17 protein-coding genes and 1 pseudogene are annotated in these 13,539 nt (G+C 40.6%); 4 read left to right on the forward strand and 14 right to left on the reverse strand.

The window, feature by feature from the left end:
• Nucleotides 1-141: 141 nt before the first annotated feature.
• From UQ64_RS16895 to UQ64_RS16905, 3 genes are all read right to left on the reverse strand, one after another.
• On the reverse strand, nt 142-390 hold the full coding sequence (locus UQ64_RS16895; protein WP_060624589.1) for a phosphopantetheine-binding protein: 249 nt from the start codon (nt 388-390) through the stop codon (nt 142-144).
• A 453-nt stretch (nt 391-843) separates the two neighbouring features.
• A complete protein-coding gene (locus UQ64_RS16900; protein ID WP_060624590.1) occupies nt 844-2,223 on the reverse strand; it encodes an MATE family efflux transporter in 1,380 nt (459 codons plus the stop codon).
• Nucleotides 2,224-2,583 carry an MmcQ/YjbR family DNA-binding protein gene (locus UQ64_RS16905; protein ID WP_060624793.1) on the reverse strand — a complete coding sequence of 120 codons (360 nt, stop codon included), beginning with the start codon at nt 2,581-2,583 and terminating at the stop codon, nt 2,224-2,226. It abuts the gene before it with no gap.
• A 300-nt stretch (nt 2,584-2,883) separates the two neighbouring features.
• Between UQ64_RS16905 and UQ64_RS16910 the strand changes: the two genes are divergently transcribed.
• The 4 genes and pseudogenes from UQ64_RS16910 (at nt 2,884) to UQ64_RS16920 (ending at nt 5,126) form a co-directional block, all read left to right on the forward strand.
• Nucleotides 2,884-3,399, forward strand: coding sequence for a DUF3231 family protein (locus UQ64_RS16910; protein WP_060624591.1), 516 nt, complete (start codon nt 2,884-2,886; stop codon nt 3,397-3,399).
• Nucleotides 3,400-3,555: 156 nt separating this feature from the next.
• A pseudogene (locus UQ64_RS30165) lies at nt 3,556-3,798 on the forward strand (manganese catalase family protein); the annotation flags it as partial.
• Nucleotides 3,799-3,877: 79 nt separating this feature from the next.
• Nucleotides 3,878-4,378, forward strand: a complete 501-nt coding sequence (locus tag UQ64_RS16915; RefSeq protein WP_060624592.1) for a spore coat protein — start codon at nt 3,878-3,880, stop codon at nt 4,376-4,378.
• Nucleotides 4,379-4,493: 115 nt separating this feature from the next.
• On the forward strand, nt 4,494-5,126 hold the full coding sequence (locus UQ64_RS16920; RefSeq protein WP_060624594.1) for a LysE family transporter: 633 nt from the start codon (nt 4,494-4,496) through the stop codon (nt 5,124-5,126).
• Here UQ64_RS16920 and UQ64_RS16925 read toward each other — a convergent pair.
• The 11 genes from UQ64_RS16925 to UQ64_RS16970 all read right to left on the reverse strand — a co-directional run bounded on the left by UQ64_RS16925 (nt 5,123) and on the right by UQ64_RS16970 (nt 13,485).
• Nucleotides 5,123-6,562 (reverse strand): amino acid permease, encoded by a 1,440-nt coding sequence (locus tag UQ64_RS16925; RefSeq protein WP_060624596.1) that lies wholly within the window; start codon nt 6,560-6,562, stop codon nt 5,123-5,125. The two genes, UQ64_RS16920 and UQ64_RS16925, sit on opposite strands and share 4 nt — an antisense overlap.
• A gap of 182 nt (nt 6,563-6,744) precedes the next feature.
• The gene (locus tag UQ64_RS16930) at nt 6,745-7,404 is read right to left on the reverse strand and encodes a histidine phosphatase family protein (RefSeq protein ID WP_060624598.1); all 660 of its coding nucleotides are present in this window, start codon (nt 7,402-7,404) and stop codon (nt 6,745-6,747) included.
• A gap of 189 nt (nt 7,405-7,593) precedes the next feature.
• Nucleotides 7,594-8,163, reverse strand: coding sequence for a manganese catalase family protein (locus UQ64_RS16935; protein ID WP_060624600.1), 570 nt, complete (start codon nt 8,161-8,163; stop codon nt 7,594-7,596).
• Between the two features lie 50 nt (nt 8,164-8,213).
• Nucleotides 8,214-8,480 (reverse strand): spore coat protein CotJB, encoded by a 267-nt coding sequence (locus tag UQ64_RS16940; RefSeq protein WP_060624601.1) that lies wholly within the window; start codon nt 8,478-8,480, stop codon nt 8,214-8,216.
• A 3-nt stretch (nt 8,481-8,483) separates the two neighbouring features.
• The gene (locus UQ64_RS16945) at nt 8,484-8,702 is read right to left on the reverse strand and encodes a spore coat associated protein CotJA (protein ID WP_036684070.1); all 219 of its coding nucleotides are present in this window, start codon (nt 8,700-8,702) and stop codon (nt 8,484-8,486) included.
• Nucleotides 8,703-8,912: 210 nt separating this feature from the next.
• Nucleotides 8,913-9,362, reverse strand: coding sequence for an AI-2E family transporter (locus UQ64_RS32205; RefSeq protein ID WP_342447592.1), 450 nt, complete (start codon nt 9,360-9,362; stop codon nt 8,913-8,915).
• 3 nt (nt 9,363-9,365) lie between these two features.
• Entirely contained in the window at nt 9,366-9,938 is a 573-nt protein-coding gene (locus UQ64_RS32210; RefSeq protein WP_245238044.1) for an AI-2E family transporter, read from the reverse strand.
• Between the two features lie 48 nt (nt 9,939-9,986).
• Nucleotides 9,987-10,481, reverse strand: a complete 495-nt coding sequence (locus tag UQ64_RS16955; RefSeq protein WP_060624603.1) for a DedA family protein — start codon at nt 10,479-10,481, stop codon at nt 9,987-9,989.
• A 7-nt stretch (nt 10,482-10,488) separates the two neighbouring features.
• Nucleotides 10,489-11,013 carry a CDP-diacylglycerol--serine O-phosphatidyltransferase gene (gene pssA, locus UQ64_RS16960; protein WP_060624604.1) on the reverse strand — a complete coding sequence of 175 codons (525 nt, stop codon included), beginning with the start codon at nt 11,011-11,013 and terminating at the stop codon, nt 10,489-10,491.
• Between the two features lie 40 nt (nt 11,014-11,053).
• Nucleotides 11,054-12,808, reverse strand: coding sequence for a sensor histidine kinase (locus UQ64_RS16965; RefSeq protein ID WP_060624605.1), 1,755 nt, complete (start codon nt 12,806-12,808; stop codon nt 11,054-11,056).
• Entirely contained in the window at nt 12,805-13,485 is a 681-nt protein-coding gene (locus UQ64_RS16970) for a response regulator transcription factor (RefSeq protein WP_060624606.1), read from the reverse strand. The genes UQ64_RS16965 and UQ64_RS16970 overlap by 4 nt, the downstream gene beginning before the upstream one ends.
• Between the last annotated feature and the right edge of the window lie 54 nt (nt 13,486-13,539).

A 13,539-nucleotide genomic window follows, 5' to 3' on the forward strand; every position in this document is an offset into this window, starting at 1 on the left:
GATTTATAGAACAAACATTTTTCATTCCAGGTTTCTTCAGCTTTTTCTTCAAACTACTCCCTCCTTTCATAAAAAAATGATTTTAATAGATTCATGAGTTTATGTACAAAATCCCTATGATTATTTCGGTGTATTATACGATCAATAATTAGAATCTACTCGTTCAATAAGTTGGCTTAGCATTTCTATCACATCATTACACTTTTCAAATCTCACAGAGGTTAAAAGCTCATCTGGTATTTCAATATCAAAATTAACCTCTAGTTCAACTATGAAAGATATCAGCATTATTGAATCTTCAATTTCGATAGTGAAATTTTCTTCATCTTCATTAATAATGCACCCTATATTGCTTAAGCAACATATTATCTTCTCTCTAATGTTAGCCACCCCCTAAATCCTTTCCTTTCAGTAAGATACATTATTGTTAATAAAAACATTTGTTGTTTATATTCTAACAATACAATTATTTGGAAACTATATGAATAAATTAGTATAAACATGATTATTTTAGGCATATTGGTTAATCCTTGATTCTCATTAGAAATGAAAATAGAGTTCCTTGCTATCTTGAATTTTTATCGAAGTAAATATCACTCGATAAATAGTCTTCACTTCACCTTGTACGTGTTAATACCAGAATCCAAAAAAACATATCAATAAAAAGGTTCTTGTTAGCCAAGCTAACAAGAACCTTTTTAATATAACTCATTCTTTTAGTTCCACTCTCAGAACAGCCGCTTCTAAATTCCCAACAACAATAATAATGCGTACAGATCAGCCGTAATGTCCTTATAAAGGTCCGTTAGTGAATCACCCATACCTTGAAATTCGAAGATACCTTCACAGCATTCCAGCTTTATCAGATCTATCTTTAAAAAGCTTCTTTATCGTGAGTCCAAATAAAACACAGCAAGTCAGTGCCGCACAAAAATCAGCAATAGGCTCAGCTATAATAACTGCATCTGTTTTCGGAGTAATGAATGTCGGGAGCAAAAGTACCAATGGAATAAGCAAGATAATTTTACGCAAGATCGCGATAAAAATAGAAACTCGGGCTTGTCCCAAAGCAATAAATACTTGTTGAAAAGCCAATTGAATACCAAAAATACAGGTTCCAAGGAAAAATATCTTCATTAATCTAGCCGTCAGAGCCACAAGCTCAGGGTTATTGGTAAATATGATAATGGGCAACTGCGGAACAAAAATGGCTATGCTCCACATCGCCAATCCAAAAGCAGCGCAAAAAACACTGCAATATAAAATGGTGGATTTTACACGTGCAAAATTACGAGCTCCATAATTATAGCTAATAATAGGTTGTGCCCCTTGCGCAAAACCAGATAACAACGTCCCAAAGATTTGCATCAGTGTTCCCATAATCCCCATGGCAGCAACGTACATATCGCCCCCATATTTAGCTAAGGACGTGTTAAATACGATTTGAATTAAACTTTCGGTCGACATCATAATAAATGGAGAAAGTCCCAATGCAAGTACCGTAGCGGCTTCTTTAGGCTTAATGCGCATGTTGGATAGACGCAAGCGCAGATGAGCTCGTTTAGAGATTAAGAACCCCAATACCCAAATGGCCGAAATAAATTGTGCAATAACAGTAGCCAATGCGGCACCTTTAATTCCCATATTCAACTCAAAAATAAAAATGGCGTCAAGGACGATATTCACAACCGCACCAATGCATACAGTGAGCATGGCTGTTTTGGCATATCCTTGTGCTGCAATGAATGGATTTAATCCTAAAGAAATGAGTACCGCCACAGTTCCAATAAGGTAAATGCTTAAAAAATCGTTAGCCAGCGGCAATGTATCGTGACTCGCTCCGAATAGCGTTAAGAACGGCGACTTAAAAATAAGAAACAAAGCTGTAAGTATTACAGATGCCATTAGCAGCATAGAACAACAACTTCCTAGTAATTCTTCTGCTTTTTTATGTTCTCCTTCGCCCATTTTAATAGACGCTAGGGGGGCACCTCCAGCTCCGATTAGAGCCGCAAATGCTGAAATCAACATAATAATCGGAAAAGATATTCCTATTGCGGATAAGGCTAACGTCCCCCCCTCCTCCATTCTTCCGAGGAACATCCGGTCAACTACGCTGTACATGGCATTGATTAACTGAGCTATGACGGCAGGAATAGCTAACAAGAAAATCAGCTTGGGAATACTTTGGTTGGCAAAACGATCCTTCATTTGATTATTCATTTAGTTCATTTCCAATATAGATTCTCGGAGGCTTTTAGGAAGCTTTTTGACGACCATATCGTAGGAGTGGTCAACCATGTCAAAGACATCCGACTCTGGCAAGGAACCATCAATCATGATTGAATTCCAGTGCTTTTTGTTCATATGAAATCCCGGTCGAACGCTCTCATGTTGCTCTCTAAGGTTTTCCGCAATGACTGGATCACATTTTAGGTTTAAGCGAACAACCTTTCCTGTTTCCTCAAAAATAAGTGCGAACATTTTATCAGCAACTTTGATGACCAATGGAGTGGGGCCAAACGGATGCTCTTGAGTCGCTCCTTTCTTTTTTAAACAGTATTCGATGATGTTATTCTTCAAAGCTCTCTCTCCTTCGTTGATCAACAATCTGATCATTTCTGCCATTAAACATGTCTCTTAATTATATCATTTTGTTCACCGTACAGGCATTAGCATTGCGATGATTTATCCTATGGTCCGGTTGTGTGCTTTACATCGTCGATAAGTCTTATCTAGGATTGTTAAATAAGAGCTAACCTATGGAGCTATTTTATAGCTTTGGGATAGCTCTTATTTTTTGAAGCAGACGAAAACTGCAACATTTGAACACTTATGGGCATACTACATACGATTTAAATTTAAATATAAAGGAGCTTTCTTATGACAGGAATTTTAGGTGGCAACTCCAAGGATGAACCGATGCATTATGGAGAGATCTTTGGTGTATGGCAAGCTTCGATGGTAGCAAAGGGAGCCCTTTCATGTTACCGAGCTTACTTGTATCATGCCGGCGACAATGATCTCAAAAAATTATTAGGCGCATTAATTGATCAAGCCGAGCTTGAAGTTAGTGAGTGTGATACGCTGCTAGCAGATAACGGGATTGCTTCAGCGCCAACGATGCCAAATAGACCCGAAGCCAAGCTTGAAGATATTCCTGTAGGTGCACGATTCACAGATCCCGAGATTGCTGCTAAAATTGCTGCTGACTCTGCTGCAGGATTGGTAGCTTGTAGCCAGGTTATGGGGCTTTCTATCAGAGAAGATATCGGTGCATTATTTGCAAAATATCACCTAACTAAAGCAGCAATAGGCGTTAAAATCCTCAATTTGAGCAAGAAAAAAGGGTGGTTAATTCCTCCACCACTACAGGTCAAAAGACCAGAGTCTGAATAAGTCTTAAATTTTTTTTAGCTCCGTTCCGTTGCTGGTGCGGAGCTTTATTTTAGATATTGAATCTGTTTTTAAGGAGGTTTTTAATCTGTATTTTTATAAAGAAGGATTAATCAACGACATTGTAGTAGATAAACCAGACCCTGCCGCAGCAAAAGGATTCCGAATTATGACATCAATAAATACCCAGAATGCCGGAAGTTTGTGGATTTGGGTTACCATAATGTGCAGTTCACCTTTAGTTTAGATCCTACACGAATGGCGGAAATTTTCCAAGGTGCTTCTCCTAGTCGCAATAAGGGAAGTCTAGAGGTCGTACCTCCCCCTGACGGATTCCCTGTACCTGTGATGCCTGAAATGCCTAACGAGCATAGTCCTGGATTAACAGATTTAAATACTTAACATCCATCCTCTCCAAAAATATGGTACCCTCCTAGGCAATTGCGCATAGGCTAACGCATACCGTTTAGGAGGGATTTCATTGCATACTTACGAAAACAATCAACAACATCAACATCTTGCTTGGCACGAAACTTTGGAGCTTCACGAATTAACAGCCTTTCAGAGCAATCAGTTAATGCTATTTAAAATGGTATTGAATGACGTAAAAAACCCACAGCTTCATGCTCTATATGTGGAGACCATAAATAGCATCGAACATAACCTGAAAGAGCTTCTTCAATATTACCCGCTAGCACCGGAGGGAACAAGAAATAATAGCAAGGTGATGGATTTGACTCCATTCTATGCAGGTCTGCTTCTCGGCTTCGCTAAAACAGCGGTTCGCAGCTATGCGATTGGAATCACTGAAACGGCTACACCGCAGCTAAGAGAAACCTTACAAAAGCAATTAAATGCTGCGATCCAACTCCACGGCAAAATTTTTTATTTTATGTTGGAGCGGGGATTTTATGCATCCTATGACCTTCCGAAGCTTCTCTCTAATGATATTGTAACAGCGAATAAAGCCATTTCTCTTTAGTTGATTGTACCCTGAAAAGGCCTTCGATAAATCGGAGGCCTTTTTGGTTGTCCTACAATTTGTTCCTTTTGAATAGGCTAGTACTACACACAAACATTAGAGAGGAGGGAATGCTATGAATACTTTTATTGGATATATTTTTCTTGGTCTTTCGCTATCCGCACCTATTGGTCCTATTAATGCTGCTCAACTGGACAAAGGAATTCGTAAGGGCTTCTGGCATGCTTGGGTGGTGGGGCTTGGAGCCATAAGTGCAGATATCATTTTCATGTTACTAGTTTACTTTGGGGTAATCCATCTGCTCGAATCCCCTTTTATTAAAGCATTCTTGTGGTTATTTGGTTTCTTTGTACTGGTGTATACAGGCATAGAGAGCATCAAAAATGCTGGTGTGATTTCAGAACCCGGTATGAGAAGCAGTGATTCTTCTTTAGCCAAGTCCTATTGGTCCGGTTTACTGATGTCTTTATTCAATCCGCTTTCCATATTATTTTGGCTAGGGATATATGGGTCCATTTTGGCCAAAGCAGCCATGGAGTATCCGATGCAACAGCTGTTGATTTATAGCGGAGCTATTGTACTTGGAATTTTGATCTGGGATGTATCTATGGCGGCCGCTTCAAGCATGTTCCGTAAAGTCCTGACAACCGGTGTTTTAAAATCGATCTCCGTGCTGTCAGGCCTTTCGCTTGTTGGTTTTGGGCTTTATTTTGGTGTACAAGCCGCTAGGCTATTGTTTTTTCATTAAGTTTTGTTTTTTTTCGGTCGAATGATTTTTATCGGTTCCTCTGAGTAATCTATTATTCCCTGAATTTCTAACAATAAATTTCCTTTACTCGGTTCCTTATCCGTATCAACGGTACGTTTCTTACGAACACGTGTCACGATCCAATCACAAACAGCGATCAGAGTGACAAGCATTAGACTAATATATAACCCTGGACGACTGAGTGAATGAAAAAGAGTACCTGTGACCGCGAGCCCAATGAGTAGCAATCCTATCCAACGTTTCACCGTGCTAAATCGACTGCCTTTTAACAGCTTTCCAGAAGACAGCAGGATAAACGACCAATTATACAGCAGCATTAACCCGGCCGCAGTTGTGATATACTCATACACTTTTCCCGGCAACAATAAAGACATCACCACTGCTGCCGTAATCCCTACAGTGATCAAAATAAGAGCATAAAAAGGATATTTATCCTTCCACTTCCGAGAAAATAACTTTGGCGCGTCTCCCTCTTGAGCTAGGGTAATCATCATTGAAGTTACAGCGTAGAGAGACGCAGTCATTGTAGAGAAACCAGCGACAATCAATACTCCATTAAAAAGATGTGGCACGAAAGCCAAGTGATCGCTACTTAGCGCTAGAACAAATGGACTTTCTTTCGAGTTAAATGCACTAAAGGGCACCATGATTACAGCTAGACCAATAGACAAGATGTATACAATAACCAAGGCGATCAGCATAACCTTTCCTGCCTTTGGTGCATCCTCCGGCTTTTGAAGTCTACTCGACATAATTCCTAGTACCTCAATGCCCCCGTAAGCATAAAAAGCAAATAGAAAAGCAGACCACAAGCCCAGCCCTCCTTTAGGAAACAGCGCGGAGTAGTTTAATGGAGCCTTTGGTGTATATTTACCGCCCCCTATCCAACCAGCCAATAGAGCAGCCGCAATGATTAAGAACATGAGAATAGCAGCTATTTTTATTACAGCCAACACATTCTCAACTCGGTCAAACCCCTTATTCCCAAAAAAGACAATGACAAGACCCAATAAAGCAAACCCAGCAGCAAATATCCACATAGGTACCGCAGGGAACCAAAAGCGTGAAAAAATAGATAAAGCAGTTAGTTGACTACCCATGATTAACAATTCCGAGAACCAGTAAACCCAACCACTGCAGAAACCCGCCCAGCTACCGAATGCTTTTTTTGCATAGGAACGAAAAGATCCTTGCTCTGGTTGTTCTGCAGTCATACGCGAAAGAGCATCAAATACTATATACGTTCCAATAGCAGCCAAGATGTAAGCGATCAGCACTGCAGGCCCGCCTATAGAAATCGCTAAGCCTGAGCCTAAGAAATACCCGGTTCCAATTGTACCTGCAACACCTAATAAGCTTAACTGCCACCATTTCAATTTCTTTTCATTTTTTGAATTATCAGAAGCTTGGTTCAAAGAATTCAGTCCTTTTTGTAAAGAAGATATAAGATCACCTTCTGGATTTTACTCACACTCCAATAGGTTATCCTAATACTCCTAACTACATGCGGACTTTTTTTAATCTATATTATGCTGTCAACAATTGAATATAAGCCATTGGTGCGCCTGAGGCATTATTGTACTGCGCATTGAGGCTATCAATCATATAAATGAGATGTATCATTTAATACACTTAGGGCATTTTGCTGAAACCCATTCTGATTTAATATTGAGATACTTCCTACTGATGCGGAGAAATATGATTTACGTAACATCTCTGGTTGAAAGTTCATCCACCACGCAATGATATATCCTAAAGTCCCACCATGCGTTACTATAATTAAATCTTTTGATTCCTCAGCGTATATTCTTTCCATACAACTACTGACTCGACTATAAAACTGCCTCCATGTCTCTCCATCTTGATATTCTTGATAATCTAGATCAAATTCACTACCTTTTCGGGGATTTCTATTTTCTCTTGCCCAGTCCTTCGTTTTTCCTGCTGCAATTCCTGTATTAATTTCTCGAAGATCACTATTCTCAATTACTTTTAAGCTTAATTGCATACCTATAATTTCTGCTGTTTGTTTTGCACGAAGCAAATCTGATGAATATAAAACATATTCTTCATGATTTATTTTTTTCAACAAACTTAATCCAATAAGATCGGCTTGCTTTCTACCAAGGTCAGTCAATGGAGTGTCTGTCCAGCCCCCCGACATATTATTGATATGGTGCTCAGATTGACAGTGTTGAATAATGATGATTCTCTTCACATTTATCATCCTTTCACCTATGGATATAACTACCTTCAAAAAAACACCCCTCCAAGGGTGTCGGTACTTCAGAATACTAAAGAGATAAGCATATTAGATGTGGTACATTATGTAAATATACTTAATCACGGCTAAGTAATATCTTCCTAACCTGCATGAACAGATGAAAATATGAATGAAAAAAGCAGCCTCACAGAAGGCTGCCTTTGTTAGGTGAATAAAATTCTCTCAAAATACCCGCTTCTGATTCCGATCATCAATAATAATCTGCACCGCTTCTTTAAACCTTAGTGCATGCACAATCTCCCGCTCCCGCAGGAACTTGAGGCTATCCTGGAGATCCACATCATCTGTCATGTCAATCAGCCACTGATATGTAGCCCGGGCTTTTTCCTCAGCCGCAATGTCCTCGTAAAGATCCGCCAGCGGGTCACCCTTAGCTTGAATGTAAGCTGCGGTGAACGGTACGCCTGAGGCATTATTGTAGAACAAGGCATGATCATGCGCTGCAAAATGTGGACCTAACCCAGCTTCCTCTAATTCGCATACAGACGCGTCCTTTGTCAGCTTATAGATCATCGTGGCAATCATCTCGAGGTGGGCGAATTCTTCTGTAGAAATATCGTTCAAAACGCCAATTACTTTATCCGGAATCGTGTATCTCTGATTCATATAGCGCAAGGCTGCAGCGAGCTCGCCGTCCGCTCCTCCGTATTGCTCACTTAAATAACGCGCCATCCGGATATCACATTTACCGACCCGTACCGGATATTGCAGCTTCTTCTCATATATCCACATTCGGGAACTTCCCCTCCTCTAGAAACTTAGTTCCTTACAGTCCACACTTCTTATACCTGCCAAGGCCAAGGAGTCTGATTCCATTCCCACGGACATTTCGAATAAGCGCGACCAAAATTCTGCAGCGGACCGTATAACTCCTGAAACTGATTCGCGAGCTTGGTACGTTCCTGAGTCAGCTGATTAAATTGTTCAATACTTCTTAGATCATCAGGATGAGTATTCAAATATAAATTTAACTCCACCAACGCAAAATCAAGAGTCTGCAGCTGCTCAAGCATTTCATAATATCGTTGATCGCAAGGGTTTGCCTCCATAGTCTACTTTCCCCCTCCTTTGCACTTAGATTCATACGGGCTGAACAGTGCTGGCCAGAGCGTTCCATACTTCAGAGCCTCCTGCAAACTAAACTGCGGTAAATCGGGTGGCTGAAAGGTGATAAATTGATTGGGTGGAACTACATACGTCTTGAACGGCACCGGTGGGCAAGGATCAAACGGGCCCCTAAACGGGGTATACCTCCGTAGCTGTGATTCCATGTTTTTCTTACCTCCTTTGTTCGTAATCCTTCTTTAAAGACTCTGAATATTAATCCCTTAGCTAACTTATGACAGAAGGACACAATATAAAACGTTATTTACAAAAAAAGCCCATTAGCAAGATTTTTCATGAAATATGCACGACAAATAAGCTGTCTTCGGAATAGTACCGGAAACAGCTTATAACTTAGATCTTTGCAAGTAATAAGATCAGGGCTTCACTTTTTCGAACGAATCTTCGTGGGTAATCTCAAGGATATCCAACATAAATACAAAGATAGGGATTCCAAGAATTAGTCCCCATACGCCTAGATAATGCTCAGAAAACAGCAACATGCTGAAGGTGTAGAACATCGGCAAATTCATTTTTGTGGACATCAACTTGGGATTCAAGAAATACCCTTCGATAAAATGCAACACCGCAATGATCACCAGCACATAAGTGACTGTTGTCAGACCGCCGATGTTGTAACCGATGATTAAGAGCGGAATGAGCGAAATCAAAAAACCAACCACCGGAATGAGACTGAGCAGAAAAATCAAGATCGTTAGGGCAAATAAATAGGGGAAGTTAAGCAACCATAAGCCAATAACAGTAAGACAGGTGTTGAACAAGGCAATGAGAATTTGCGCTTCAATTACTTTTCCAAAGGAAACGATGAATTACCGGCTGAAATACTCCAGCTTTATATAAAACCAGGCAATCCTGCTCCCTCTCATTCTAGAAGTGAAACTGACGACCCGGTTCTTCTCGAGAATAAACACAAAGCTTAGAATGGTTGATACAACGAAAGTAGCACCCCAGTTGCTTACCTTCAGAACATAATCGATGCCTCTTTTGATGTAGGACTGATAGTTAAGGTCCCTGAGCATATCATACAAATACAATGTAATCTTGTTCTGCGGGAGATCTTCTGATTTGAGATGGGTAAGGAAGATGGTTAATTGCTTAATCTGTTCCAATACCTTAGGAAGATATTTAGCAAGGACCAGTACAATCGCTGCAATTAAAGCGAGGTATAAAATGACAATAATCACCTTACTGTTAACCTTCATAAATTTACCAATTCGTTTACTAAGCAATGTCTGAAAGCTGTTCATGACAAAAGCAATCAAAAACGTCAGCAACACCAGATTAAGCATCCCTCGAACACTGTATAGCAGCAACCCGATAATTGCGAGAATAAAAAAGCGTCTGGTGGTTATATTCGCGTAGAATCGCTTGAATACATTCATTGATCTTGCTCCATTCAATTGCGATTAATAATGCAGATCATCCGTTGGCTATAAAAAAGAAAACTTAGCCCCCACAAAAAAGCCGATGGAAACAAAAAGGAGTGACCAGGTTAACGCTCCTGCAGTCGTTATGAGTATATATTTTTTAAAAGACATAGCACTGATACCAGAGATATAGCTTGATACATGCCTCAGACCGGGAATAAAATAGGCAATGAAAATCGCCCAGTTGCCGAACCGCAAAAACCATCTTTTCATACTGGCAAAACGCTTGGGTGTAAGGCCAACCCACTTGCCGAATTTGTCTACCACAGGTTGCCCTAGTCTTAAACCAATGGTATAGCTGATAAGCATTCCTGTGATAGATCCCATGAAACAAACCAATACCGAAAGTGAAAAGTCCAAAACCATAACGGAGGATAAATAACCTACAAACAGCATTAATACCTCATCCGGTACAGGAAGTCCGATAATCCCAAGTGCCATAAGGGCAAATATGGCTAAATATCCGTACTGCGAAATGATCTCAATAATCCAAGGCATGCGTGTATCACTTCCTGTTGAAGGATTTTTTAAGGGAAGGAAATGGGATACGACTGACCATCATTACAGACAGTATTGCCATTATTACGATGACAAGTCCTGGTTTCATGCGTTCATCTAGTAAAGAAATCATCGACAGAATGACTCCAGCAGCAGTAATGGGCATCCCCACGAACCCTTTGGAAGGCGCCGACAGATTAAATCTGGCCAAACGAAGTGCGCCACAGATCAAAAATAGAACCGAAACTGCAGGTCCAATCCAGTGAGCATCTTCTAACCTATACAACAAGATAAGGAAGGTTGGCGCTAAACCAAATGATATAATATCCGCCAATGAGTCCAATTGCTTACCGAATTCACTGGTACATTGAAGTATTCTTGCCAGTAACCCATCGAGTACATCGCATATTGCCGCGAGCAAAATCATGAATAAAGCCAGGCTATATCGTTCTTGAATCGTGAAATACAAGGACAATGAACCGAGTCCCAAGTTTGCAAGTGTGCACGTTGAAGGCAACCAGTTCAATTTCATACGATTTCACCCCTTTCATTGAAGTATTTTGTTGATCCCTTTAACCTTCAAAGGTCACAGTAAAGCTGACACCATTCTCTGTATTTTTTACTGTATAAAGACAAGCGTGCATATCTAGTATTCGTTTCGCAATTGAAAGCCCCAAGCCAGTACCGCCCGTCATTCGACTGCGGGATGGCTCAGACCGATAGAACCGTTCCCAAATTTGCTCCAGCTGATCTTCAGGGATTGATTCTCCTATATTTTGAATAGTGAATACAATAATCTGGGCATGACTCTCAATATTGACGGTGATGGAACTTCTTTCTTCCGCATGCCTGATAGCATTGGTTATAAAATTTAGTACAACTTGTTCGATCCAGTTCACATCAGCATATACCGGTAATTCATTTGCAGGAATAATAATGACCTCCAAATGTTTTTCACTCAGCAAGTGAACCAGCTTGTCCGTCACCTTTTCCGTCAGTTCACTTAACATAAAGGAAGTTTTCCGAAGTTTAATCGTGCCCGACTCCAACCGCGCTAGATCTAGCATATTTTTAACAAGAAACTCCATTTTATCCGCTTCCTCAATAATCACCTTAATGTAGTGATCCTGCTTGCCCGCGCTAACGCCGTCTTCCAATCCCTCGGCAAAACCTTTGATGATACTGAGCGGCGTCTTCAATTCATGGGAGGCGTTGGCAAAAAAGTCCTGCTGCATGATCTCCATTCTTTGTTTCTGCTCCATGTCCTCAACTAGCTGCTGATTGGCCTCTCTTAACTCTCGTAAAGCAGAATCCAAACTTAACGATAAGGTAAACATGCTCTTAGAAAGGCTGCCTAACTCATCCTTCTGCCGAATCGATGTGTCTCCTGTAAAGTCCAGAGAGACCATCCGTTTGGCTATGTTGTTCAGCTTAATTAGCGGACGCGTTACCATTTTCGAAAAAAAGAGAGAAAGAACCAGAATCAGGACAATGCCGCCAATCCCCAGATATAAAAAGAACCAACGCAACGCCTCGTTCGAATCCTTGACTTCCTGTAATGAGGTGACTGTGAATAGTAGTTCAATTTCTCCGGTACTTTGCTTAAGGGGCAAAATAATCACAGAATTGCGACTCCCGCTCCAGGGAGCAATCCAATCTTGCTTCTGCATTTTCAAATTTTTAAAATCGTCTATCTGCGCCGGCGTCAAAGGAAACCATTCCTCTAGAGCCTCAAACAGTATTCCCTGGCGTGGATTCCATATTTTCATATCAGGCAGTACAATTTCTGCAACTGTACCAGATGCATGAATCATCCCAGTCTCTTCCGTATCCCCTATTGTTCCGCCCCCTTTTTTTGTAATACTTATGGGGTAGAGTATAAAGGGAGAAGAACTGTCTTCATCCAGAAGTTCGCCTTCAATGCTGAGCTGATCATCTACTTTAATGTTTGCTGCTCTAAGCTCATCTCCGTACTGGTTCATGAATAGGGATAAAGAAACAACCATACTCTTTCCATCATCATCGATTAACTTTATATGAAACGGATCTTCCGAATTCATCTTTCCATCCAGCTTCAAAATAACCATTTGTGTTTTATTCCGCAGCATAAACCGGACGAGCTCCTGGGAGGTTCGAGTGCTTCCCCACGGCTCGCTTATATATCTTGCGGCAAAGCTCTTAAGGTGTTTCTCCACGCGATGCTCTTTTTGCTTCTGATAGAAATTGTCAAACAACAGCAATTGGCTTAGAATTACCATGCCATAGAAGCAAAGGAAAAAGATAACCGTCATCACAAACAGTTTAAAGGTAATTCCCCGTCTTCTCATGCCTCTTCCTCGAACATATACCCTGTGCCAATTACCGTACGAATAAAACGCGATTCATAACCCAATTTACTTCGCAGCTTTTTGATATGACTATCCACAACTCTGGAATCTCCTTCAAATTCAATTCCCCAGATCCGACTAAGGATCGTATCCCTTGAAATGACAATCCCTTTATTTCGTATTAAAAGCCATAAGAGATCATATTCCTTAGGGGTAAGCTCCACTTCCGCATCTTCTACCTCTAACCGATGAGCTAAGGTGTTAAACATCGCGGAACCAAATTTTATTATGCTAGATTCAGGCTGATGGGATCCTTCAACCCGCTTCATAAGTGCATTTGCCCGGGCTACCAGCACCTTTGGACTAAACGGCTTTGTAACATAATCATCCGCCCCTAATTCAAAGCCGTAGATTTTATCGTCATCTGTAGACTTGGCTGTTAACAAAATGATAGGTACCGCTGATTTTTCACGAACTTCACGGCATACTTCAAAGCCATTCATAGCAGGCATCATGATATCCAAAATCAGCAGATCCGGCAAAAGTGAGTCAAACCAAACCAATGCATCTATTCCATTATCGGCTTCGAGTACTTCCCAATCATTCTGTATGAAATAATCAGACACCAGTTCACGAATACGAATTTCATCCTCAACGAGAAGAAGCTTCTTTTTCAATCTAGACCCCGCTTTCAAACAATTTATAAACATTAGCATAGTCGAGCGCTATGT

The sequence above is a fragment of the Paenibacillus etheri genome (genome assembly GCF_001012825.1).
Classification (GTDB): domain Bacteria; phylum Bacillota; class Bacilli; order Paenibacillales; family Paenibacillaceae; genus Paenibacillus_AQ; species Paenibacillus_AQ etheri.